At 37.9% G+C, this 25,547-nt stretch carries 23 protein-coding genes and 1 riboswitch; of the genes, 9 read left to right on the top strand and 14 right to left on the bottom strand.

From position 1 onward, the window contains the following. Positions 1-241 precede the first annotated feature (241 nt). On the bottom strand, positions 242-1,606 hold the full coding sequence (locus BTHG_RS14820; protein ID WP_010677515.1) for an MATE family efflux transporter: 1,365 nt from the start codon (positions 1,604-1,606) through the stop codon (positions 242-244). A gap of 300 nt (positions 1,607-1,906) precedes the next feature. Here BTHG_RS14820 and BTHG_RS25070 point away from each other — a divergent pair, with 300 nt between their 5' ends. From BTHG_RS25070 to BTHG_RS27110, 3 genes are all read left to right on the top strand, one after another. Then, a complete protein-coding gene (locus BTHG_RS25070) occupies positions 1,907-3,241 on the top strand; it encodes an alkaline phosphatase family protein (protein ID WP_010677516.1) in 1,335 nt (444 codons plus the stop codon). Between the two features lie 65 nt (positions 3,242-3,306). Beyond that, positions 3,307-4,560 (top strand): MFS transporter, encoded by a 1,254-nt coding sequence (locus BTHG_RS14830; RefSeq protein ID WP_010677517.1) that lies wholly within the window; start codon positions 3,307-3,309, stop codon positions 4,558-4,560. 43 nt (positions 4,561-4,603) lie between these two features. Then, the gene (locus tag BTHG_RS27110) at positions 4,604-4,780 is read left to right on the top strand and encodes an SE1832 family protein (protein ID WP_010677518.1); all 177 of its coding nucleotides are present in this window, start codon (positions 4,604-4,606) and stop codon (positions 4,778-4,780) included. A 368-nt stretch (positions 4,781-5,148) separates the two neighbouring features. Here the strand turns inward: BTHG_RS27110 and BTHG_RS14840 are convergent, their stop codons facing one another. Continuing rightward, positions 5,149-6,525: a TolB family protein gene (locus tag BTHG_RS14840; RefSeq protein ID WP_010677519.1), complete on the bottom strand. Its 1,377-nt coding sequence runs from the start codon at positions 6,523-6,525 to the stop codon at positions 5,149-5,151. Between the two features lie 159 nt (positions 6,526-6,684). Here BTHG_RS14840 and BTHG_RS14845 point away from each other — a divergent pair, with 159 nt between their 5' ends. Continuing rightward, the gene (locus BTHG_RS14845; RefSeq protein WP_010677520.1) at positions 6,685-7,050 is read left to right on the top strand and encodes a DoxX family protein; all 366 of its coding nucleotides are present in this window, start codon (positions 6,685-6,687) and stop codon (positions 7,048-7,050) included. Between the two features lie 207 nt (positions 7,051-7,257). Next, a complete protein-coding gene (locus BTHG_RS14850) occupies positions 7,258-8,751 on the top strand; it encodes a peptide MFS transporter (protein ID WP_010677521.1) in 1,494 nt (497 codons plus the stop codon). A gap of 41 nt (positions 8,752-8,792) precedes the next feature. Here BTHG_RS14850 and BTHG_RS14855 read toward each other — a convergent pair whose 3' ends face one another. After that, on the bottom strand, positions 8,793-9,959 hold the full coding sequence (locus BTHG_RS14855) for a TraB/GumN family protein (protein ID WP_010677522.1): 1,167 nt from the start codon (positions 9,957-9,959) through the stop codon (positions 8,793-8,795). A 175-nt stretch (positions 9,960-10,134) separates the two neighbouring features. On the opposite strand from BTHG_RS14855, the gene BTHG_RS14860 reads away from it, so the two are divergent. Continuing rightward, positions 10,135-10,962 (top strand): DegV family protein, encoded by an 828-nt coding sequence (locus tag BTHG_RS14860; RefSeq protein ID WP_010677523.1) that lies wholly within the window; start codon positions 10,135-10,137, stop codon positions 10,960-10,962. Positions 10,963-11,014: 52 nt separating this feature from the next. On the opposite strand, the gene BTHG_RS14865 is transcribed toward BTHG_RS14860, so the two are convergent. Next, positions 11,015-12,457 carry an alanine/glycine:cation symporter family protein gene (locus tag BTHG_RS14865; protein ID WP_232284484.1) on the bottom strand — a complete coding sequence of 481 codons (1,443 nt, stop codon included), beginning with the start codon at positions 12,455-12,457 and terminating at the stop codon, positions 11,015-11,017. Positions 12,458-12,720: 263 nt separating this feature from the next. Here BTHG_RS14865 and BTHG_RS14870 point away from each other — a divergent pair, with 263 nt between their 5' ends. Beyond that, entirely contained in the window at positions 12,721-13,092 is a 372-nt protein-coding gene (locus tag BTHG_RS14870) for a cupin domain-containing protein (protein WP_010677525.1), read from the top strand. A gap of 113 nt (positions 13,093-13,205) precedes the next feature. Here the strand turns inward: BTHG_RS14870 and BTHG_RS14875 are convergent, their stop codons facing one another. The 3 genes from BTHG_RS14875 to BTHG_RS14885 form a co-directional block, all read right to left on the bottom strand. Beyond that, complete coding sequence (locus BTHG_RS14875; protein ID WP_010677526.1) at positions 13,206-14,378, bottom strand: glycosyl hydrolase family 8; 1,173 nt, start codon at positions 14,376-14,378, stop codon at positions 13,206-13,208. Between the two features lie 262 nt (positions 14,379-14,640). Beyond that, entirely contained in the window at positions 14,641-15,798 is a 1,158-nt protein-coding gene (locus BTHG_RS14880; protein WP_010677527.1) for an ABC transporter permease, read from the bottom strand. Further along, positions 15,788-16,540, bottom strand: coding sequence for an ATP-binding cassette domain-containing protein (locus tag BTHG_RS14885; RefSeq protein WP_010677528.1), 753 nt, complete (start codon positions 16,538-16,540; stop codon positions 15,788-15,790). Before BTHG_RS14885 ends, BTHG_RS14880 begins: the two co-directional genes overlap by 11 nt. A 191-nt stretch (positions 16,541-16,731) precedes the next feature. Here BTHG_RS14885 and BTHG_RS14890 point away from each other — a divergent pair, with 191 nt between their 5' ends. Next, positions 16,732-17,430, top strand: coding sequence for a LytR/AlgR family response regulator transcription factor (locus BTHG_RS14890; RefSeq protein WP_010677529.1), 699 nt, complete (start codon positions 16,732-16,734; stop codon positions 17,428-17,430). Between the two features lie 23 nt (positions 17,431-17,453). Next, positions 17,454-18,269 carry a sensor histidine kinase gene (locus BTHG_RS25075; protein ID WP_010677530.1) on the top strand — a complete coding sequence of 272 codons (816 nt, stop codon included), beginning with the start codon at positions 17,454-17,456 and terminating at the stop codon, positions 18,267-18,269. Positions 18,270-18,341: 72 nt separating this feature from the next. Here the strand turns inward: BTHG_RS25075 and BTHG_RS14900 are convergent, their stop codons facing one another. The 7 genes from BTHG_RS14900 to BTHG_RS14930 all read right to left on the bottom strand — a co-directional run bounded on the left by BTHG_RS14900 (position 18,342) and on the right by BTHG_RS14930 (position 25,547). Next, the gene (locus BTHG_RS14900) at positions 18,342-19,844 is read right to left on the bottom strand and encodes a DHA2 family efflux MFS transporter permease subunit (protein ID WP_010677531.1); all 1,503 of its coding nucleotides are present in this window, start codon (positions 19,842-19,844) and stop codon (positions 18,342-18,344) included. A 174-nt stretch (positions 19,845-20,018) separates the two neighbouring features. Further along, on the bottom strand, positions 20,019-20,948 hold the full coding sequence (gene glsA / locus BTHG_RS14905) for a glutaminase A (protein ID WP_010677532.1): 930 nt from the start codon (positions 20,946-20,948) through the stop codon (positions 20,019-20,021). Between the two features lie 214 nt (positions 20,949-21,162). Then, complete coding sequence (locus BTHG_RS14910; protein ID WP_010677533.1) at positions 21,163-22,005, bottom strand: MetQ/NlpA family ABC transporter substrate-binding protein; 843 nt, start codon at positions 22,003-22,005, stop codon at positions 21,163-21,165. A gap of 31 nt (positions 22,006-22,036) precedes the next feature. Beyond that, positions 22,037-22,708: a methionine ABC transporter permease gene (locus tag BTHG_RS14915; RefSeq protein WP_010677534.1), complete on the bottom strand. Its 672-nt coding sequence runs from the start codon at positions 22,706-22,708 to the stop codon at positions 22,037-22,039. Then, positions 22,698-23,711 carry a methionine ABC transporter ATP-binding protein gene (locus BTHG_RS14920; protein ID WP_010677535.1) on the bottom strand — a complete coding sequence of 338 codons (1,014 nt, stop codon included), beginning with the start codon at positions 23,709-23,711 and terminating at the stop codon, positions 22,698-22,700. Before BTHG_RS14920 ends, BTHG_RS14915 begins: the two co-directional genes overlap by 11 nt. Before the next feature lie 91 nt (positions 23,712-23,802). Next, positions 23,803-23,907, bottom strand: a riboswitch (SAM riboswitch). A 184-nt stretch (positions 23,908-24,091) separates the two neighbouring features. Next, positions 24,092-24,790 carry an ABC transporter ATP-binding protein gene (locus BTHG_RS14925; RefSeq protein ID WP_010677536.1) on the bottom strand — a complete coding sequence of 233 codons (699 nt, stop codon included), beginning with the start codon at positions 24,788-24,790 and terminating at the stop codon, positions 24,092-24,094. Then, the gene (locus BTHG_RS14930; RefSeq protein ID WP_010677537.1) at positions 24,783-25,547 is read right to left on the bottom strand and encodes an ABC transporter ATP-binding protein; all 765 of its coding nucleotides are present in this window, start codon (positions 25,545-25,547) and stop codon (positions 24,783-24,785) included. The genes BTHG_RS14925 and BTHG_RS14930 overlap by 8 nt, the downstream gene beginning before the upstream one ends.

The raw sequence follows: 25,547 nt of genomic DNA on the forward strand, positions 1-25,547 counted from the left end.
ACGAGAACAGCTATCAAACACTTTCCTCACATACTCCGGTTTGTTTTGTCTCCGAGAACAGCTATCAAACACATTCCTCGGCATACTCCGGTTTGTTTTGTCTCCGAGAGCAGCTATCAAAGACATTCCTCGGCATACTCCGGTTTGTTTTGTCTCCGAGAACCTATCTCTCAAAGACAAGAAAGATTGTGCAAGTTGTCTCCGAGAGCTAAATCCATGCGTTCGGAAGCGCCTAACGAACCTACCCTGCCATCTTTTCCTCCGAAAACCGTGTGCGTTGGATGCGTATGAGTCTTGCTGATAAGCCGACACCAGCTGCAAGTAGACCAAATGCCAAGCCGAGCCAATATCCGGCTGCTCCCAAATCAGTGAAATGAGCAAGCACCCATCCTACCGGTAAGCAGATAAGCCAGTACGCAATCAACGTCATAACAAACGCAATGTTGACATCTTTATATCCTCTAAGTGCAGCCTGTGCCGTTGCTTGAATGGCATCAGATACTTGAAAAAATAAGGCATAAATCAAGAATTGAGCTGTTAATGAAATAACCGCTGTTTCCGTCGAATAAAGCCCTGCCACCTCAAAGCGGAAATAAATCACTAGTAATCCAGTTACAAGCGCAATGATCATTGACAGAGCAATCCCAAGCCAACTATATATCTTCGCATCCCTATAGCGGCGTGCACCTACCTCATACCCTACTAAAACAGTTAATGCCATGGAAATGCTCACTGGTATCATATATAGGAAGGAAACAATATTAAGTGCGGACTGATAAGCTGCAACTGTTGTGACGGAAAATTTACTAATTAAGATTGTCACAACTGCAAACATGCTTGTTTCAAAAAAGGTTGATAATCCCATTGGAATACCGATTTTTAAAATTTCCTTACTTTCTTTCATTGTAAAGCCGACTGGCCCCACAAAAATTTTATAGGATGAAAACGGGTCTTTTGTGATAACAATATAAGCAGTAATCCCCACAATGACCCAATACGTAATGGAGGTGGCTAAACCAGCTCCTCCACCACCAAGTGACGGAAAGCCCCAAGCACCGAAAATCAGTACATAATTTAATAAAAGATTAATAGGTACAGATACTATTAAAATAAACATGACAACTCTTGTAATCCCTAATGCATAAATAAATGACCGCAATACATTAAAGATGAACAACGGAATGATTCCAAAGCTCAATCCAACTAAATAATCATGTGCAGTCTGATGTACATTTTCTGGCAAATTCATCATCGATAACAAAGGAGTTAAAAAGACAACCCCTGCCAAAATAACTACAAACCCAATAATAAAGCTTAAATAAATACCACTTGAAGCAACTGTCGACACTTCATTGCTTTTCTTTTCACCAAAACGTTGAGCTGCAATTGGCGAAACGGCAAGTAAAATCGCACTTAATCCGGTAAAAATCGGATTCCAAATGGATGAGCCAATCGCTACCCCCGCTAAATCAGAAGAATTGAATCTACCAGTCATGATTGTATTAAAAAATACCATGGAAAACATGCTAAGCTGTGTAATTAAAATTGGAATCAACATAACAAATATTAGTTTTACTTTTTCTCTTATGGTGTTGGTTTCGTGCATGATACGTTCTCCTTCAAATCAAATGCGCCTTGGCGGAATTACGCCCGATTTTATTTCAAGCTTCCTCGAAAAACTACCGTGGAAAAATTGTGGCATCCGCCGGAGGCTTTACCTTTACAGCAGAAGTTCGGGACTTCTGCTGAACTAAGGTAGTAATCGAACCATAACCATTATTATATTGCATCTCCCATTAAAATGAATACTTTTTTATATTGTCTTTACATAGTTTTCGTATTACAATTGCCAATTTTCTGTTATATTGTTAATAGATTACAAGATTTTTGTTGGATGGAGGATCACATGTCTCGACTCACTGAACACTTATTAGTCATCTCATTTGATTGCCTATCATCACTTGATTTCCCGATTATCAAAGAACTTCCCCATTTTAAGAAGCTTTTAGAGCATGCATCATTTTGCCGAAATGTTGAAACCATCTATCCTTCGGTTACTTATCCATGCCATGCAACGATTGTCACTGGTAAGTTCCCGAGGAATCACGGAATTGTGAATAATACATTTCTACAACCTGGTAGGCTTTCACCAGACTGGTATTGGCACAGACGACATATAAGAGGAACAACTTTGTATGATGAGGCTAAAAAGGCAGGTATGAAAACAGCTGCACTTCTATGGCCTGTTACGGCAAAGGCAAATATTGATTATAATATGCCGGAAATCTTTGCAAATCGGCCATGGCATAATCAAATCTTTGTTTCTTTATTTAATGGTACTCCAATATATCAGTTGGAGATGAACCGCAAATTTGGTCATCTTCGAAATGGACTAAATCAGCCTGAGCTTGATAATTTTGTCCTAGAGTCAACTGTCGAAACCATTAAAACGAAAAAGCCCAATCTCATGCTTGTCCATTTCGTCGACCTTGATTCACAGCGACATTACCATGGCTTTTCTTCTGATGAAGCAATGGAGGCGCTTCGACGTCATGATGAAAGACTCGGTAAAATAATGAACGCCCTAAAAGAAAGTGGGATTTTTGAAAAAACGACGATTGTCGCATTGGGTGACCACAGTGCGTTAGATGAATCCAAAGCAGTTAAGCTGAATGTATTATTGAGGAAATCAGGTCTTATTACCGTCAACAGTGATGGAAAAATAATAGATTGGAAGGCTTACTGCAAAAGCTGTGATGGCTCAGCATATATTTATATGAAAGATAAAGACGATACAGTAGTAAAAGACAAGGTCAAAGTTCTTTTAACAAATCTCATTGAAAATGAGGACAGTGGAATTGAACGAATTCTATCAAGTAGTGAAGCAAAGGAAAAAGGGGCAGATGACAAGGCAGCATTCATGATTGAAGCCCGACTTGGCTACTATTTTAAAGAGCAACATGATGGTGAATATATTGACTATATCCAAGTCGAAGATGTGCGTGAAAAACGTTACACCTTCGCAAGCCACGGCTACTCACCTGAAAAAGAAAATTACACAACAATGGTCATCGCTTCCGGAAAAGGAATTCGGCCAAACATTGAAATTCCATCCATGCATCTAATAGACGAAGGGCCAACCTTTGCCCGCCTACTTGGCCTCAACCTCGGCCAAACCGACGGTCGCGTTATTGAAGAGATTTTATGGGACCACGGGGACGGTTCTCCTGGTTCAGACTAATTTCAGGTTAACAGTGAACCAGAAGAACCGTCCCTCTGGTTCACATTTCAGAAGGGGGTTATTGGATGAGGGGGTTTACGAAAGAGGAGTCGAGTTGGATGTATTATGATTGGGCCAATTCGGCGTATTCGATTATTATTACGACGGCTGTGTTTCCGATTTTTTATAAGGCGGCGGCTACTAATGCAGGTGTCAGCCCTTCGGATTCGACTGCTTATCTCGGCTACACTATTGCTATTTTTACGTTTATTTTAGCGATTATTGGGCCTATTTTAGGAACAATTGCTGATTATAGAGGTTACAAGAAGAAGTTTTTCACGTTCTTCTTTGCCCTAGGGGTATCAGCAACAGCACTATTAGCTTTTATTCCAAGTGATAGTTGGTTACTTTTATTAATTGTTTATACGTTTGCTGCTTTAGGCTCAACAGGAGCGAATGTGTTTTATGATGCCTTTCTAGTTGATGTCACTAATGAAGAGAAAATGGATCGCGTTTCTGCACGCGGATATGGATTAGGCTATATCGGTAGTACGATTCCTTTCTTACTAGCCATTGCGATTATCTTACTTGCTCAAAAAGAAATACTACCTATTTCAGCAAACATCGCCAGCAAAATTGCGTTTATCATTACAGCAGTTTGGTGGGGGCTTTTCTCTATTCCCTTATTTAAAAATGTGCATCAGCGCTATTATATTGAGCGTGAACCAAATCCAATTGTAAATAGCTTCAAGCGACTTGGAACCACCTTTAAAGAAATTAAAAAATACCGTGCCTTGTTTTTGTTCTTACTTGCCTACTTCTTTTATATTGACGGAGTTGGTACCGTAATTTCGATGTCTACTGCCTATGGAACAGACCTAGGAATCAGTGCTACCAGCCTATTAATCGTATTATTTGTTACACAGATTGTTGCCGCACCATTTGCAATGCTCTATGGTAGACTTGCACAAAAATTCACAGGTAAAAAGATGCTATATGTCGGCATATTTGTTTATATTATCGTCTGTGTATATGCCTTTTTCTTAAAAACCACCCTCGACTTTTGGATCCTTGCGATGCTCGTCGCAACCTCTCAAGGTGGAATTCAAGCTTTAAGTCGATCTTATTTTGCTAAGCTTGTACCGAAGCAAAACGCAAATGAGTTCTTTGGATTTTATAATATCTTCGGAAAGTTTGCATCCATTATGGGGCCGTTATTAGTCGGGGTAACAGCTCAAATAACTGGCAAATCAAACACTGGAGTATTTAGCTTAGTTATCCTCTTTATCATTGGTTTCATCATTTTAACACGTGTTCCGGAACCAAGCGAGGCCAAATAAAGAATGGTATAATGAGGGAAAAACTGAGAAAGAGGACAAAAAAATGGATAAAAAAGAACTGGAATACAAAATTCGCGAGTTAAAATTGGACTATGTACGCCTTCAAAACGATTTGGAAAAATTAGATTCTGTAAACGGCAATATTGTACCACTTGAACGCCAAATTGCAGAAATTGAGGAAGAGATTACTACACTCTCTAAACAACTGCGCGAAATGTAAAAAGAGTTGCAACCAACGTGTTGCAACTCTCAGAGTGTAGACAAAGTCAGTACTGACTTTGTCTACATGAATTTTTAAGGATATCTAAATTTAAACTCAAGTCCCAGACTGTCTTGAAAGCGCTTGTCAGACAAGGCGCGCAGCTGAGTGAAGACGCGAATAGAAGTTGCCTTCATGAGCGGACGAGCGAGGCAAGCAACGCAGGATGCGAGCGTTTGTCAACAGTCTGAGAGTTGCAACCAACGTGTTGCAACTCTTTTTTTCAATCGATGTCTAGCTGACGTGTCCATCAGTATCTGGCTTAAGCAAATCGCATCGTACGTTTGGGTATATGCTAATCGTCTGATACTGCCAGCTTTGCCCCATTTTTATAAAAACGTGATTGTTCGTGCGATTGAATGAAGATGGTTTTCATCCGCCCATAGAATAAAGTAATGATAGGTTGAACCTTCAATTTGCACAGGAGTCGGATATTTGACAATTGCTGCTGCTTGTCGCTTCATTTCAGGGGGTTGGTCAGCAGAAGGATAAATCAGACATGCTTCTTGACCACGAATTCTTGTTTGGTAAACGTGAGGGGAAGAGCCATATGGCATCAATTTATGGTATGCCTCTCCCTTGCATACTTCATGAATATCATCTCCACCGCCAATTGCTGATATTTGAAAAAATCCATTTTCCCCTTCATATCTTTCCGCATCCACTTGTTTCCAGTTTGATGGATAGTAAAGTTGAATTCTATACATTTCATTTTTAAAAAACCCAATGGTAGGAAGATCATTCCCCGATGACCAGCTAACATTTCCAATTAAAGAATCCCTCGTAAGCATTACAGGGGTCGGATTCTGTACATCTACCATCCAGATTTCGGTTGCAAAACCTTGTTCGGAACAGCCAGATAAATAAGCAATAATTCGTCCATCAGGTGACCAAGTAACAGGGGTTGCAAAACAAGTTGATGTTGTAAGAACCCGTTCATTGTCACCCCGTTTTTCGACTACACGAATTTCATTATAATAGCCATTTCCTTCGGTATAAGCAGTTGCACTAAAAGCAATCAGTTGGGAATTTGGAGCCCATGCAGGGTAAAAGTTTTTCGCTTGTTCTCCCCCTTTCATTTCGTAAATTTTTCCCGTTGACAAATCTATAGTGCGAATAAGGGAAATACTGGCTCCAGGTGTTGTATAAAGGACAAATGTCCCATCTGGAGAAAGTGAAACATCGTGTAATGGCCCTTCTGTATTATTCGTGAGTTGCCTGCTCACAGTCCCGTTTATGGCGATTCGGAATAATTGCTGCTTGCCTGATGTATCTACTCCTTGAAAAAGTAGCTCCCTTCCACTAGGAAACCACTGAGGTTGTGATGCACCTTGAGCTGAAATACTTGTTGAACGATGTGATAATACATCATACATCATAATGTGATTTCGTGTTGTATATGCTATTTCTCGACTGTTTGGAGACCAATCCAGCGTTAAGTCCTCATTAGGTCCAATTTGGTCAATGGCTGCAATTTTTCCAGTTGAAAGATAAATCACATATATAATCCTGTTCTGCCCGATAAAAGCGATTTTACTATTATCACCTGACCAAACTGGCTTTGAAAATGAATCTGCTAACCCATTTGTAAGCTTTATCCGAGTCCCGTTGTGAATATAAAAAAGCCAAATATCATATTGCCCGCCTCGACCCGAAGTATAGGCAATTATCCCATTCGGACGTACTCTATCATAAATAGACACCATACATCACCCTCTCTAAAGATGCCTTTTGCCTATTTTATTCATGAGAGGAGAATGGGTTCTTTTTTACTACTTTTAGTCTATTTATTTTTCAAAAGATTATCTTAAGAATAGTTTGTCCCTTTTGGCATAGAGTTATAGAAAAAGGAGGGAATCAAGACTATGAATAAAACTTTATCAACTATAAATCTCATTCGATATGTTGTTGCCTATGTGTTTATTACATCTGGTTCACTGAAGCTTTTTAGTCATGAATTACAATCAGTCTTTATGAATCTACCATTACCTGCACCTGAGTTAATCATGTATGTCGTCATTCTTCTTGAAATTGGTTGTGGAATTCTCATCGCCATAAATAAAGAGGTTAAAAAAGCAACAATCCCTTTACTCGTCATTATGGTTGCGGCAATCCTTTTGGTAAAAGTCCCCATTCTACATACAGGTTTCCTACAATTCGCATTTGCAGCGAGACTGGATATCGTTATGCTGGCATTATTATACATTTTATATAATTCACACCACAAATAGATAAAAAATTATCCATATATGGAAACTCCAAGCAGACTGCTAATGCAATCTGCTTATTTTATTAATAAAACATTAAAGAAAAACACTTTCAATCGACACAAAATTAGAAACCTTATAAAATATAGCCCCAAATCAGAATTTTCTTATGTTTGACATAATGAAATAATTTAGATTATTATACCAATATACTATTTTGGAGGTTATGTTATGTCAGGCTATAATAGACAGAATATTGTGGACAGTGTTCCTCAAAAAGGATTCTTCGGACATCCTAAAGGACTATTCACTCTTTTCTTTACAGAATTCTGGGAGCGATTCTCGTATTATGGTATGAGAGCAATTCTCGTATTCTATATGTATTACGAAGTGTCTAAAGGCGGTCTAGGACTTGACCAACACACGGCCCTTGCAATCATGTCAATTTATGGATCACTTGTCTATATGTCAGGTATTATTGGTGGATGGTTAGCAGACCGAATCTTCGGTACTTCTAAAGCTGTATTTTATGGCGGAATTTTAATTATGTTTGGTCATATCGCACTTGCGATTCCAGGTAATCTAACTTTATTCTTTATATCAATGGTTCTTATCGTTCTTGGTACAGGTTTATTAAAACCAAATGTTTCAAGTGTTGTCGGTGAGATTTACAGTGAAACAGATGCACGACGTGATGCTGGATTTAGCATTTTCTATATGGGTATTAACCTTGGTGGATTCCTTGCCCCGTTAATCGTTGGTGAAGTAGGAATGAAGCATAATTTCCACTTAGGTTTCGCAATTGCCGCAGTCGGTATGTTCGCAGGATTAATCATGTTTGTGGTTACAAAGAAAAAAAATCTTGGCCTTGCTGGGACAATTGTTCCAAATCCGCTTGCGCCTGAGGAAAAGAAAAAGGTATATACATGGATTGGTCTTGGAGTTGTCATTCTTGCTATTTTAATTGCTATTGCAATTCCGGCAGGCATCCTTACATTTGATTCCTTTATCGCACTTATTGGTATACTTGGTTTCTTAATTCCTACTATTTATTTTGTCACAATGTACCGTAGTCCAAAAACTACAGATGTTGAACGTTCAAGAATTTTAGCATATATTCCTTTATTCATAGCTGCTGTGATGTTCTGGTCGATTCAAGAACAAGGTGCTACAATTCTTGCCAATTATGCAGACACACGTACACAGTTACATTTTGCAGGTTTTGATATTTCACCTGCATGGTTCCAATCTTTAAACCCATTATTTATTATTATTTTTGCACCTGTTTTTGCATGGTTATGGGTTAAGCTTGGAAATCGTCAGCCTTCTGTTCCAAAAAAATTCTCATTAGGGTTGCTGTTTGCTGGTCTATCATTCCTAGTGATACTATTACCAGCATACTTTGGTGGAACTGATTCATTAGTTAATCCACTTTGGTTAGTGTTGAGCTATTTCATTGTCGTTATTGGGGAATTATTAATTTCACCGGTAGGGCTTTCTGCTACTACGAAATTGGCACCAGCAGCGTTTACAGCACAGATGATGAGTTTATGGATGCTTTCAAATGCTGCTGCTCAAGCTCTTAATGCACAGCTTGTTAAATTCTATACTCCTGAAACAGAAATGACTTATTTTGGAGTAATTGGTGGAGCATCTATTGTTCTAGGTATCCTCTTATTATTCGTATCACCTAAGATTCATAAGTTCATGAAGGGTGTAAATTAATATTCAAAAGACCTGTCCAATTGGACAGGCCTTTTTGTATATTATAGATTTTTTATAAATAGTCTCACAACATCTGCCCCACCGATAAATAAACCGAGTGATGTGCCTAGATTACATAAGACAATAATAAGTAAGATGCGTGTTACTTTGTTATGCCAGAATCCTTTTACACTATAGACATCGGTTGAAAGTGTTTCAAAATCCTTAACACTTGGACGTCGTAAGAAAGCTTGGACAAATCCTGCAATCCATCCTGCAGCAATTAGTGGGTGTAAGACTCCTATAGGTGCCGCAAAAAAGGCAGCCACAATCGTAAGTGGATGTCCTAATGCAATTGCAGCACCAATTGCTGAAAAAGAGCCTGTCCATAAAACAAGGCTTAATGTTTGCTGCAACCCTGCCTCAGGATTTGCAAAAAACGTATAAACAATGACCGCCACGATTAAAATCGGAATTGCCCAACCAATTATTTTTGGCGCTTTTGATTTTGGTGGTAACTGAGTAAGCCTCTTTAAATCATGTTCTTTTTTAATTTCTTCCTGAATTCCTGGCACATGTGCTGCCCCAAGTACGGCTACTACCTTTTCTCCTGGAGCATGTTTGATTTTCTGAGCTAAATACTGATCACGCTCGTCGATGAGTGGCGTTTTTAATTTTGGAAAGCTTGTTGAAAACTCAGTTAACATGGAATTCAACATATCTTTTGACTTCATCTTTTCAAGCTCTTCCTCAGTAATTGTTTCGTTGCTAAAAATACTATAGACAATGGACATCAATAATTTCATTTTCCCAGTAAAACCGACCGCATTCCAAATTCGCGAAAACGTTACTTGAATGTTTCGGTCCGCTAAAACTAATTCTGCCCCTACTTCCTTTGCTGATTCAATTCCTTGTAACATTTCTTGGCCAGCATTAATTCCTAGTTGGCTTGCCATTCGCTTTTGGAAAGAAGAAATCGCTAAGTTCATGAGAAGCAATGTAGCCTTCTTCTCTTTTATGACCTTAAAAATGTCCATTTCCTTCCACTTGTTACCTTCCATCATTGATTGATATCGTTGTTCATCAAGTTCAATACATACTGAATCAGGTTTTTCTGACTCGATAACTTCCTTCACTTGTTCAGCACTGTGCTTAGAAACATGGGCTGTTCCGATTAATATATATTCCTTACCATCTAATTCAATCCTCGTAATATTTTCTTCAGACATAATAGACCATCCTTAAACATTCTCAATTTGTGTATACGTTTAATTTTAAACTAGTATGGCATATATTTAAATTCTTTTATGAAAAATAAACCGTTGCAAGTGTTGAAAACATATATTTCATAAGGAAATGATATACTTACATATAGTAGATTGTTGAAATTGCGAGGGATATATGATGATTAAAATAGTAACAGATAGCTCAGCGGACCTCCCAATTGAGCTTCTTCAAAAATATGATATTACAGTCGTTCCCATGAACGTTTCCATTGGTGGAAAAGATTTTCAAGAAGGTGTGGATTTAACACCACATGAATTCTTTCAAAAAATGTTTGCGACAACCGAACTACCAAAGACTTCACAGCCCTCTCCCGCTACTTTTGCAGAAGCATATTCCAAATTCCCTGCTGAGTCGGAAATTCTCTGTTTGACGATTTCATCGGGGTTAAGTGGCACTTACCAATCTGCCACCATTGGAAAGGACCTTACAGATAATCGTGTAACAGTTTTTGATACGTTAGCAGGCTCGTTAGGTCACGGTATGCAAATAATTAGAGCTGCTGAACTAGCAAACAAAGGACATTCAATTGTTGAAATAATTGATAGCCTCACGGAATACCGTAACAATATGAATATTTACATTTTACTAGCCACTCTCGAAAATATTGTGAAGGGTGGTCGTTTAAGCAAATTCCAAGGTTCGCTTGCAAAACTCCTAAACATAAAGGTTTTATTACGAAGAGGAGAAGGTGGTACCGTAGAAATGTTTGAAAAAGTCCGTGGTAAAAAGAAATCTCAAAAACGTTTACTTGAAGTAATAAAAATATCCAATAAAGACTTTTCCGAAACCATTTTTGGGATAACTCATACAGGTAATATTGAGGAAGCTGAAGCGTTAAAAAATGAAATTATGACCCAATTTCATCCGAAAGAAGTCTTGCTCAATTATATGGGAGCAACAATGGGAACATATGCTGGTAAGGGTGGCATGATTATTTCATATTAAACGAATGTAAAAGGGACCCCTAGCTGTTATGCTGTTAGGTCCCTTTTTCCCTTTATCCTGGGAATGATTTATCATTATTGGCTAGTGAACCTGATGGATTATCATCATGAACATAGTCCTTCACCCAATAATCGGCATTTTTAATTCCAAGCTTCTCTGGATTAAAGACAGGATCAATCCCTGCCTTACGTTGCTTCTCATAGTCCTTCAAGGTAATCAATGCAGGTTTTGCTAATATGAGTATGGCAATAACGTTCAGCCAAACCATTAGTCCCAGTCCGATATCACCGAAAGCCCATGCAAGCTTTGCCTCATTTACCGTCCCATATGTCATAGATGCTAATAAAACAATTTTTAGGATGAACATGGCCACCTTACTGTCCCTACCTCTAATTAAATATGCAATATTTGTTTCAGCCATGTAGTAATATGCCATAATTGTTGTGAAGGCAAAGAAGAATAACGCAATCGCTGTAAATCCAGCACCGAATCCTGGTAATGCTGTTTCTACTGCAGCTTGAGTAAACGCAGGACCTGCTTCAACCGTTTCCCCTAAATTATTTTCAATAAAACTACCATCAGGTGCTTGCACATTGTACATTCCTGTAAATAAAATCATAAATGCAGTAGCCGAACAAACCAATAGTGTATCAATGTAGACTGCCGAAGCTTGAACCAACCCTTGTTTTGCAGGGTGTGATACCTCTGCCGCAGCAGCTGCGTGTGGTCCTGTACCTTGACCCGCTTCATTTGAATAAATCCCACGTTTTACTCCCCAAGAAATTGCCATACCAATAATTCCACCAAATGCTTGCTCTGCTCCAAAAGCACTCTTAAAAATTAAGGCGATTACGGCTGGTAACTGACCAATATTCATAATCATAATGAAAATTGCCATTAAGATATAACCTATTGCCATAAATGGAACCACATACTGTGCAACATTTGCGATCCTTCTAATTCCACCAAAAATAATGGCACCGATTAGCACTACTAAAATAGCTGCAGTTACCCATTTATTCATACCAAAAGCATTGTCTAGCCCAGCAGCAATAGAGTTTGATTGGATTCCTGGCATTAAAAATGCCATAGCTAGAAGGGTAGCAATTGCAAATACAATTCCATACCATTTCCACCCAATCCCTTTTTCTATGTAATATGCTGGTCCCCCTCGATATTGACCATCCTGCTTTTCTTTGTAAATCTGAGCTAATGTTGATTCAATAAAAGAAGTGGCTGCCCCAATAAAAGCAATGGCCCACATCCAAAATACAGCTCCTGGCCCACCAAACGCAATGGCGGTTGCTGTTCCTGCAATGTTTCCTGTTCCAACACGCCCCGATAAGGAAACGGCCAACGCTTGGAAAGAAGAAACCCCTGCATCAGAGCTTTTCCCTTTGAACATTAGGGTTGTCATGTCCTTGATATGCCTTACTTGTAAAAAGCGAGTTAAAATTGAAAATAATAGCCCTACCCCAAGCATTCCATAAATCATGACCGGGCTCCAAAGAATCCCATTTACCCAATCCGCAAAAGCTTGCACATCCATTCCTCCTTTTATTTTTGAATATTCAGCATATTAAAAATTATAGTTCATCCCTATAAACAACTCAACATTATTGTTATATAACACTCCCTTCATATTTAATTATATTGAATAATATATATTCCTTTTTAAGATTAATGTGGAGTTTTTAAAGCTCAATGATATAAATCACTGTAGGGCTTGTAATCCTACTTTATAATGGGAATAGTTAAATGAAGAAAACATTTAAAGGGGCGATTCAAATGAAAAAGGAAATGCTCAACAACTTTATCGAATATATTGAGGAAAAACTTACAAAGCGTGTTATCTTTAAAGAAGGTGGAAGTACTATCTTTGTACTAAATTTTATGCCAAATCAAGAATTACCTCCCCATAAGCACCCAGGTTCAAATGTTTATCTACTTGTTCTTAGTGGCGAGGGTACCTTTTCAATTGATGAGCAGGAAGTCAAAGTGAAAAAGAACGATGTGATTGTTTGTAATGGAGATGAGAGTTTAAGCTTTGTTAATAATGGCACTGAAAATGTGAGTTTATATGTTACTCTTACAAAAATTCCAGATGAGAGATATGCTCAAGATGTCTAAATCAAAAACACCTGCCACCGTTTTTCCAACGGTTCTGGCAGGTATTTTAAGTTTACGTAAGTCTTACGTTGTATGTAGTAAATCACTTTTAATGATGAATGGACATTAAAAGTCTAGGAAAGACTTCCCTCATAAGTTTGGTTTCTACCATTTTCAGGCTTCCAAATCTTATAATTACCACTTAATGCAAGCATGCTAAATAAGTACAGACAGTTATCGTAATAGCGTCTTACCCCTTTACGTACAGGTGTGTTCCAAAATAAATCCACAGTCTCTTTTGCAAACGGACCATCAACTGTTGCTAAAGAAGCCATCGCATTTGTAGCAATTAATCCTACAGGATGAAGGGATTTTTCATCAAATGGCTCACCATCAACTTTATAACGTCGATAATCTTCAGGATCTTTGTCAGCAAAGAATGTTTGTATTTTATCTGCTTCTGCCTTCGCCCACTCATTGCTACCAAACCACTCCACATCAAGCCCAATATTAGCTGCTACTCGGTAGGAATCACTGAAGAAGTGACCAAAACCTCTAATATGATTCGGTGTTCCATCGTAGTGCGCATACTCAGGAGCTAACCCTGTCACAGGATGGCAAGCAAGCTTTAGATATTCTCTACTTGCAGTAGCTGTTTCCTTCCAAAATTGTCGGTCCTCTGGATAAGCCCAAAGTGCAAATAACTCATAAAAATGAGGTAGATGGTAGGATGGATCTGAAAATTCACAATCCGGGATAAACTTAATAAGTTTATTGTCTGGATTCCACATTGGAAAACCATCATTGTTTTCACCTTTATGAATACAATCTTTTAGTAGTTCTTTTGCTTGGACACTATAATTAAATGGTTCTTCCCGGTCACCCCAACGATGTGAAGCAAAGAATAATGCTAATGCAAAAAACTCTTCTCCATCTGGTGCTGGCCCGTATGCATTCTTTTTACCATCAAGGCCACAGGACCAAGCGAAATATCCGGCGTGAACACCTTCAGTCATATACATATTTTTCTTTGCCCAGTACCAGATACGGTTGAATTCCTCTTGCTTATCAAGCTGTACAGCCATCATCATCCCGTAGGACATGCCTTCTGTACGTACGTCATTATTACCTGTATCAACTAGATAGCCGCCACCATCCTCACTCTCATAATAAATCTTTGTATCTTCATCCCCATAAAAGATTTGATTCCAAGTGTCCTCAAGACGAGCTTGGACCTCTTCCTCTGAATACCCGTATTCCTTAAACAAGTTCCGATATTCACCTGTATAAAATGCCCCTTTTGTCATTTGAACCTCTCCCCTTCTACGAATCTTTTAAATCGCTTTCAAATTTATCGACTCGATTTTCTCCTTCTCAATAGATAGCACCCAATCCTTTCTATTCACTGTGGCAAATTACCACTGTTTTATTCATTTTCTTAACACTAGATTACATAGTTATCTAAAGTTTGTCTAGATGATAGACAAAGTAAATCTAAATAAAATGCGCTTTTATATCAAAAAGCACCTGCCAGTGCCGTTGTTGAAAACGGAGGCAGGTGCTCATTCATTAATTCATTACCCATTTATCTTTCATAAACATAAATCTCCCAATCACAAAGAAGATAATCATACAAACGATGTAGCTACCAAATGCAAGTAGAATATGTTCATAGTTAATAATTCCGAACATCAATTCTTTTAATAAAGTAAACAAATTCATAATCGGTACAAGGAAATGAAAAGTTGTAAGTTCGTTCACTCCAACCCCAACTATAATCATTGCAGGGAACATCGCAATCATCATAATAGGGCTACTATAGCTTCCAGCTTCCTTAATCGTCTTTGCAACAATACTTGTAATCATGATTAATGATGACGTGAATGCAGCGTAGATAATCGATAGTAAAATCGCGAGTCCAATGATTAAATAAGCGTCATCACCAAACGATACGGCATTTTTTAGGTATTCAGTAAACAAATTAATTTCCAACGCAACTACACCCAATGTAATAATGCCTATCACTGAACCAATTGTGGCAATCGTTAGCCATTTTGCAAATAGCAAGGTAGATCTTTTAACCGGTGTCATTAAGAGAGCTTCCATTGTTTTCTTCTCTTTTTCCCCTGCAAATAAGTCTGATGCAGAAGGTCCAGAACCAACACCAATTGCAACAGATAAGATTAAGGGAATTAAAAATGCAAGCATTTCAACATTTGGATCCTCATTTGTAAGCTCGATTTGTTCAACTGCAAATGGCTGCATAACTGACGGATTAACCCCGTCTTTCTGAAGATTCTCAGCTACAACTGTTTTTTCAAAAACCGCTAAAGCATTCATGATAATCGCATTTAATTGAGTAGACTTTTGACTAAATGAATCCCCAATCAACGTTACTGAAGCTTCTTCCCCATTTTGAGTAGCCTCAATGAAATTCGGTGTTAATTGTAATCCGCCTTGTGCATCCCCGTCTTGAATGGTTTGTTCCAGATTGGAAGATTTAATTAGGTCTACATTCTCTACTCCTGAAAAAATTCGTTCTGCTTCATTCATGGAAGACTCTTCGATTGCAAGCTGATACGTTTCGCCTTCCCCATCTGACATCATATTTTCATAGAAAAACGTCATTCCTGACATCATAAGAATTGGTAATAGGACAGTAAGTATTAGTGTCCGACGATCTCTAAAGCAATCTTTTAGTTCCTTTAAATATATTTTACGAAGCATATGTCTCGTTCCCCCTAACAAGTTTACTCATGAAAATATAGTTTAAATCCTGACTTCCTTCTAATTTATAAAGCTCCTTTAAATCCCCATGGTAGACAAGCTCTCCCTTGTGCATCATTGCAACTGAATCACAAAGCATGGATACTTCCTCCATGATATGACTTGAGAAAACTATCGTCTTGCCTTCCCGTTTCAACTGGTGAACAAGCTGTCTGAATACATTTGAAGAAGTAATATCTAAGCCGGTAGTCGGTTCATCAAAAAGAATAATTTCAGGATTATGAATAAGTGTTCTCGCAATCGCTACCTTCTGTCTCATTCCTTTAGAGAATCCACCGACTTTACGATTCAGGTAATCTCTCATTCCAAACATTCGAGCTAATTCATCAATCCTTACTTTTGTTTCATGCTTACCTAATCCATAAAGAGCAGCAAAATACTCTAAATTCTCACGGGCTGTTAGACGATCATACAAGCCGGTTTCACCACCAAATAAGACCCCTATTCTTCTTTTCACTTCCTCTGGATTTTTCTGTGTATCATACCCAGCCACTTTTACATTGCCATCTGTTGGAGTTAAAAGAGTTGCAATAGTTCGAAGGAGTGTTGTTTTTCCAGCTCCATTTTCCCCTAATAAGCCAACCACTTGCCCTTTTTCAACAGAAAATCTCACATGTTTTAATGCGGTTATAGAAGTCTTTTTATCTTTAAATCTTTTTGTCACTTCATTGATTTCAATCATATTTTCCACCTCGTCTTGTTCTTATGTCTTAATCATAGCCGTACCTCCCTATAAAATCTCTAGTTATGTCGCGAATGTTCCATTTTTTGTCGCGAATAGGCCAAATTTCCCTATAAAGGTGTTAAAATAGAAAGATACTATATTTGGAAATGACAAGTATTACATGCATATTTTGTGAGGTCGATTTAACTATGAAGGTTGGTCTTGTGGATGACCGTTTAATTGATTTGGATAAGTTAAAAGCAATTGTGAGTGGTATTCCTGATGTTGAGATTGTCTTTTCTACCTTATCTGCAGAGGAAGCTTACCAACAAATAAAAAAAGAAGAAATTGATTTATTAATTGCCGATATTGAGATGCCAAATTTGTCAGGATACGAACTTGCCGATATCATTCACACTCATGCACTTAATATTTCTGTGATTTTTGTAACCGCAAGTAGCGGTTATGCCGTCCATGCATTTGAACTTAATGTCCATGATTATATAATGAAACCTTATCCGAAGGAACGCTTAGTGAAATCGATTGAGCGATTACTTGAAAAAACAAAGTCGGCTGAAATTCACGGTAGGTTGTATTTAAAACAAAAGAACGAAATACATATTCTCCAAAAGAAGGACATTATTTTTATTGAACGTTCAGGTCGGTCAACGACCATTTTTACAAAGTCAGGACCCATTAAAACCTATCAAACTCTTAATGAGTTGGAAGGGGAATTGCGCGAAAGAGACTTCATTCGGTCTCATCGTTCGTTCATCATCAATATTCACTATGTAAAAAACTTCTCACTCTATGCGAAAAATTCCTATATTGTCACGTTTGAAGGAATCGAAGAACAAGCAATGATTACAAAGGAAAAAGTAGACTTTTTACAGCAAAATTATTTTTAGTGGTTGTTAAAATGGAGGGGAAAATGGACGAAGAAAATATATGTGGTTCATTTTCACCAGATTTTTTAACTCCCTTAAAGGGTGGCGTAATAATGTATTGGGGCATCACAATAGTTGTAGGGATTTTAAGCCTTTATTTACTGATATCGCGAATATCAACTTCAAAAAAATTGAAATCTTTGTTAGAAGAGGCCAAACAATTTGACGAACAGCGTGCTCAATTTAATGAAACCTTTCGGATTGTCCGCAGTGAACGCCATGACTTTTTAAAGCATGTATCCGCGATACATTTTATGCTTGAAAATGGAAAGAACGAGGAAGCAAAACGATATTTGGATGAATTGGTTGAAGGCTATAAAGAAACAAACCTTTCAATCAAGGGCGAACGTGGTGTGGTTGTAGGTATTCTCCATCAAATGTATCGTAAAGCGAGAGCACTTAATATTGACATTGTATATGACTTTGATTTACCACTCTCTACTTTGCCATTATCAGATCAACAAATCATTGCTTTAATCGGAAATTTGTTATCAAATGGTATAGATGCTTGTGAAGAATGGCAGAAAAAATATACCCAACAATCATTTCTTACTCTTCAATTCTTCAAGCGAAGTGGCTTGTTTATCTTGCAATGCAAAAATAGCTCCCTGCCGATTCCAGCAGATGTACTTGATCATCTGTTCGTGAACTTCGGAAAAACGACAAAAGGAGAGGGTCATGAAGGACTCGGCACAAAGCTAATCCAAGATATTATTGATGAATCAAATGGATTTTTAGACTTTGTATATAAGGAAGAAGAGTTTACAGTCAAAATGAAAATACCAGCAATAAAAGGTTAAAAAGGGGGAAATCATCCAATTGGACGATTTCCCCTTTCTCAATTCCTCCGCCCGATTTGCTCGCCGAAGGCTTTAATTTTTGGCTAATGTAGGTTTTACACCCGATTTCGGTTTTTGTTTTCCGGTTATATCCTCTTCCTGTTTTGCACGTTTGATAAAGAATGCAAGAATTAATGCAAATAGAACTAAGAAAGTGGAAACAAAGAAGGTAAAATTAATGCCGTCAAGCATTCCCATTAGTTGAAATTCAACCATTTGCGCTTCGGTTGGTTGTCCTTGAAGACCCTTTACTAAATTCGATATAGTAGACTCTTCTTTTAAAGACATTAACGTAATTAGTAATCCTGTTCCAATCGCGGCAGAAACCTGGTTCAATGTATTGTTCACCGCTGTACCATGTGGATAAAGATTTCTTGGCAGCTGGTTCAAACCATTTGTTGAAACTGGCATAAAGACCATGGACATTCCAAACATTCTCACAGCATGTAAAACAACAAGATGCATGTAAGAAGTATCAACTGTTAGCTGGCTAAATAAATAAGTTGTTACGGTGGTTATAGCTAATCCGGTGGTTGCTAAAATACGTCCACCAAATTTATCAAAAAGCCTACCATTGATAGGTGACATAATCGCATTTAATATTGCACCTGGTAAAAGCAATAGCCCTGTTTTCATTGGAGAAATACCAAGAATCGTTTGTAAATAGATAGGGAGAAGTAAAAATCCCGAAAACATCGCCATGTTGACAACCATGGTAATCACTGAAGCTAACGCAAACATAGGATAACGATAGACTCCAAAGTTCAACATTGGAATGTTAAGTTTTGACTGACGCAGAATAAACCAAGTTAAAGCGATGACTCCAATAATGATGGTGCCATAGACATATGGACTTCCCCATCCCTTGTTGCCGGCAGAACTGAATCCATATAACAAGCCACCAAAACCTATACTTGATAACACTAAGGAAAAAAAGTCGAGTCGAAGTGAAACTTTTTCTTTTTTATCCTTCAGCATAATAAATCCAAGAATGAATACAATGGCTGCAATCGGAGTAATAAAATGGAAGAGCATTCTCCAATCATAGTGCTCAATGATCCATCCGGATAGGGTTGGTCCAATTGCTGGTGCGAACATAAGGATTAGTCCGAAAACCCCCATTGCCGCTCCCCTTTTTTCAACCGGGAAACTGACTAACATTACATTCATAAGTAGAGGCATCATAATGGCTGAACCTGATGCTTGAATCATCCTGCCTATAAGTAATATTGAAAAAACATGTGCAGTACCCGATAGAATTGTACCGATTGTAAATAATCCCATGGCTACTAAAAATAATCGCCGAACCGTGTATTTTTCAATTAAAAATGCGGTCGTTGGAATTAAAACACCATTCACTAACATAAAGCCTGTCGTTAACCATTGAACGGTCGGTGGATCAACCTTGAGTTCCGTCATAATAGAAGGCAGCGCGACATTTAATAATGTATTGTTTAAAAATGAAATAAAAGCTCCCACCATCAAAACGGAAAGGATACCGTATTGAGGTCGTATCTGTTTTTCTGAAAAGTCCATACCTATTCCCCCATTAGACGTTCAGTTCATAATTTTATACTACAGTTTTATAAGTCATAAGATATATCATATAACATGCATTTTGGGTTTGCAATGAAAATGTTTACATTGTCATAAACACCTTAATGTATTGCACCAAAGGCTTTACCTTTGTTCAGTTACCACCAAATACTGTTAGAACATACTAAGGTTATAGGTCTTTGATAAAAGCTCAAGTAACCTAATCCCAGCGATACTATTACCTTTATCATCTAAGGCTGGGCCAAATATTCCGATACCAAATTTACCCGGCACTGCACCGAGGATACCGCCAGATACACCGCTTTTTGCAGGTATACCAATCTTTATCGCAAATTCTCCTGATGCATTGTACATACCACAAGTCACCATAAAGGTTTTGCAAATTCTTGCTATATTTGCTGGCATGATTGGTTTGCCGGTCTGCGGATTCACACCGTCCATCGCAAACACAATTCCTATCCTTGATAAGTCAAGGCAATTCATTTCTATTGCACATTGCTTTGTATAAAGGTCAATAAGTTGCTCCACATCTTCCTCGATGATATGATGCTGTTTTAAAAAATAACATAAAGCTCGATTGAGATGTGCAGTTTCAAATTCGGATTGCGCAATTTCTTCATTATAATAAATGGATTCATTCCCCGCCAATTCACGTACAAATGTTAGCAGTCTTTGAAACCTCTCATCCACTGATTTTCCCTTTATCATATGAGTAACAGCAAGTGCACCAGCATTAATCATCGGATTCAATGGCTTAGATGGAGCCATCGTTTCAAGCTTTGCAATAGAGTTAAATGGGTCTCCTGTCGGCTCCATACCTACCCGGTCGAAGACATATTCTTTGCTTCTATCCATCAAGACAAGAGCAAGAGTAATGACTTTGGAGATGCTCTGGAGGGAAATCTTCTTTTCAATATCTCCGGCAGAATAACAACGCCCATCTGGGTAGGTAACTGCAATAGACAAATCATTTGGATTTGCTTTTCCGAGTGCTGGTATATAGTCTGCTACTTTCCCTTGTTTTGTAACAGTGCGCGCTTCTTTTACCAATTCTTTTAATTCATCACTTGATTGACAAGGCATCTTCATCACCATTAATAGTATTCACTAAATGGTTTTCTACTATTAATAATATGGGATAATTTAATGAATTCACTTTTATACAATATACTTTAAAAAGGGGTGATTTCACCTAAAAAAAGAGACAAGACACTCTGTCTCATCTCCTTGAAGGTTATTACTTGTATACATTACTTGACCGCTTACTTCTGTCACTACAGTTTTCAAATTGAAGGGATTATTTATTTTCCATCCACTCTGGCTTTCCAAAGCCTTTGAATTCTTCGTCAATCACTTTTTCAAAATCTTCAGATTCGACAACTGATTTAATATCTTTCGCTAACTGCGAATCATTATTTTTTGCGCTGATTGCAACTACATTTCGGTAAGAATCAGACATATCTTCAAGTGTAAGTGCATCTAGTAAATTCATTTTTGCAGCTAATGCAAAGTTACCAGGAACAGCAGCCAAATCTGCACTTTCCACAGAACGTGGTAATTGACCTGCTTCAATTGGTTGGAATTTTAAATTCTTTTTATTTTCTTCAATGTCTTTTTCTGAAACAGTTAAAGGATCAGCATCTTTAGCGATTGTAATCAGTCCTGCATCACGTAAAGTGTTTAAAGCACGCGCTGCATTTGTTGGATCATTCGGAAGTGTTACAGTAGAGCCATCTTTTACTTCATCGATTGATTTATAAACGTTTGAATAAATTCCCATTGGTGCTGTTGGAACATTAATTAATGCTGTTAAATCCATGTTGTTTTCTTTTTCAAAGTTTTCTAGGTAAATGGTGTGTTGGAATAAGTTAGCTTGAATGTCTCCATTGTCTAACGCTTTATTTGGTTGGATATAATCACTAAATTCCACGATTTCAACTGTGTATCCAAGCTCTTCAAGACCTGGCTTAAGTGCCTTTTTTGCCATGTCACTATATGGCCCAGCTGTTGCACCAATTTTAATGTCTTTTGATTCTGCAGGAGAATCTTTCCCTTCATCACCATTACTTGCACTGTTTCCACATGCTGTAATCACAAATGCCACTACTAGTAAAACAATACCTGTTATCCATTTCTTCATTGTTTCTTCCTTCTTTCTACTTTATTGTGTGTTATCTTTTATCTACTACCTTGGCGATGAAATCACCAAGGAGTTGGATGACTTGAACTAAAATTATTAAGATTATTACTGTTGCAAACATAATGGTGTTATCATAGCGATAATAACCAAATCGAATGGCTAAGTCTCCGATACCTCCACCTCCGACAGTGCCGGCCATGGCTGAAAATCCAATTAAACTAATGAGCGTTAAGGTTAGGCCTGAAATAATTCCTGATCTTGCTTCAAGAAGCAAAACATCCTTTATAATCATCCAAGGGGTAGCACCAGCAGCAATCGCCGCTTCAATTACACCTCGGTCAATTTCCCTTAAAGCCGTTTCCACAATTCTTGCAAAGAATGGAATTGCAGCGACTGAAAGAGAAACGGACGCCGCCGTTGGCCCAATTGTCGTACCCACGATAAAATTCGTAATTGGAATTAAGGCAACTAACAAAATAATAAAAGGAATGGAACGAATCAAATTCACAACAAAACCTAGTATATTTTGAATAGAACGATTTTCTAAGAATAGCCCTTTATCCGTTACATATAGCAGGATTCCAACTGGAAGGCCGATTACAACCGAGATAACTAATGAGATAGCAATCATATAGATTGTCTGGAAAAACGCTGTATTGATATCAGGGAGCAACTCCACGAGATGATTAAAATCAATGCCCATCACGTAACACCTCCACTTGTGCAGCACGATCTTCAATATATTTTAATGCTGATTTAATTTCTTCCTTATTACCTCTTAACTCCATAATAAAAATACCGAGCGGTGATTCTTGAATGTATTCAATCGAACCGTGTAGGAAATTCCCTTTAACATTGAAGGCTTGTAACATATCTGAAATAACACCTTCACCAGCAACTTTTCCTTTAAAGGTTACCTTCACAATTGGCCCCTCACAGGAATTGAGGATGACTTCAGGTATATCAAAGGAAACAACACTTTCAATAAATTCCTTCGTTAATTCAGCGTCTGGACTAGCAAAAACATCGTATACAGAACCTTTCTCAATTACCCTCCCGTCCTGCATAATCGCCATTCTGTTGCAAATTTCTTTGACTACATCCATTTCATGTGTAATCAGGACGATTGTAATTCCTAATTCCTTATTAATTTTTTTTAATAGCTTTAAAATTGATTTTGTTGTCGTTGGATCCAATGCAGAGGTTGCTTCGTCACAAAGTAAAACCTTTGGATCGTTTGCAAGTGCTCTTGCAATCCCGACTCTCTGTTTTTGACCACCACTTAGTTGTGAAGGGTAGACATCCTTCTTATCTAATAGACCGACCATTTCGAGCAAGTCTTCAACTCGTTTCTTAATTTGCTCTTTTGGAAGATTAGCTGCCTTTAAGGCAAAAGCGATGTTTTCAAATACCGTTTTTTGACTGATTAAGTAAAAATGTTGAAAAATCATTCCGATTTTCAAACGGGCGATACGCAGTTCACTACTTTTTAGAGATGTAAGATCCATTCCATCGACTAAAATATTTCCTGAAGTTGGACGTTCCAACAAGTTGATACAGCGCAGCAAGGAGCTTTTTCCAGCTCCAGAGTACCCAACAATTCCAAAAATCTCACCGGATTCTATTTGTAACGAGACATTATCAACTCCTGTGACGGTCCCGTTTTTTGTTTTATATATCTTAGAAAGGTTCTGAATTTCAATCATATAAAATACCTCATTTGTTACGAAAGTTTTATAAAACGCAAAAATGCCTCTTTCACACTGAAAGAGGCATCGAAATTCAAAAGTCTATCTCGCCTTATCTTTCAGAATGAAATCATTCTGCCGGAATTGGCACCTTCCCATTATGGGGGTTGCCGGACGTCGTAGGGCCAAGTCCCTCGGTCGCTCTGGATAAGTTTGATTATTTATTAAATTTAATATAGTTAGATACTACTAGTCATTTAGTATTTTGTCAATAATATTATTTAACTATCTAAATATCATTTATCGCTTCCATCCTTATCGTTTCACCGAAAAAACCTTTTGAAAAATATTATTTTGAAAAACAAATAGCCCATTCCCAAGAATGGGAAGGGCTATGACTAACTACTTAGTGCAAGATGCTGATACGCAATATCCATGTTCTTCTTTAGTTCTTCCGGATTGTCGTGGTAAACAACCTTTCCTTTACTTAAAATATAGACATCATCGGCAATTCGTAATGCAGTTGAGATATTTTGCTCAACTAGAAGCATTGACATTCCGGATTCTTTTAATTTGAGAAGTACGTCCATCACTTCACTTACCATTAAAGGAGATAGACCTTCTGTCGGCTCATCAAGCAAAAGGATTTTTGGATTTCTCATCAAAGCTCTACCAATTGATAGCATCGATTGTTCTCCACCACTTAATGTACCAGCATGAGATTTTTCACGTTCCTTTAAGCGCGGAAAATAATGGAAGATTTTCTCTAAATTCCAATCTCCCTTTTTCTTATCGGCAAAAACAGTGAGATTCTCTGTCACAGTTAGGTTAGGAAAAATTCTTCTTCCCTGTGGGACAATCCCAATTCCCTTTTTGGCAATTTGATGACTTTGGAGTGGTGCAATGTTTTGACCTTCAAATAGGATTTCTCCCTGAACTTTTTTAACAAAGCCAATAATCGAATGCATCGTCGTTGTTTTCCCCATCCCATTTCTTCCGAGTAAGGTCACGACCTGACCTTCTTTTACTTCTAGATTTACCCCATGAAGGATGTGACTTGAGCCATAGAAGCTATTAACTTCATTTAGTTTAAGCATGTGCAGCCTCCTCCCGCCCTAAGTAAATTTCCTTAACCTCTTCATTTTCACGAACTGCTTCTGGCGCACCATCTGCAATCAATCTTCCGGTATGAAGTACAATCACACGGTCCATGTTTCCGAACAACACATCGATATCATGTTCAATCATGCAAATTGTAACTTCTTTTGGAAGCTTATTAATAAGGGCAATAATTTGGTCGGTTTCTACCTGGGACATACCTGCAGTCGGCTCATCTAAGAGAAGGAGCTTTGGCTTTCCAGCAATAGCCATAACAATTTCAATTTGTCTCTGAACACCATAGGATAGCTCTTGTACCTTTATATCACTATATTCTTCAAGATTCCATTCCTGTAAAAGTGCATCTGTTTCTTCATGTAGACCACGATAGTTTTTAAGATTTACCTTCTTCCACCAATGAGTGTGCTCTTTTCTCATTTTCTGTAAAACAAGTAGAACATTCTCTTTAACCGTTAATCCAAACATCAGATTGTTCTTTTGAAACGTTCGAACAATACCGTTCACCGTTCTTTTGTAATTTGGAACCTTTGTAATGTCCTGTTCAAAATACGTAATGGTCCCTCCAGTAGGGTTTAAGTCTCCCGCAATCATATTGAAAAAGGTTGTCTTTCCGGCACCATTTGGACCAATTAATCCGACGCGCTCACCAACTGAAACCTTTAATGTAATATCTTCAATTACTTTTAACCCTCCAAAATGCTTTGATAGACTTTGGATTGATAGAATCGTTGTCAT

This window comes from Bacillus timonensis, from assembly GCF_000285535.1.
GTDB lineage: Bacteria > Bacillota > Bacilli > Bacillales > Bacillaceae_L > Ferdinandcohnia > Ferdinandcohnia timonensis.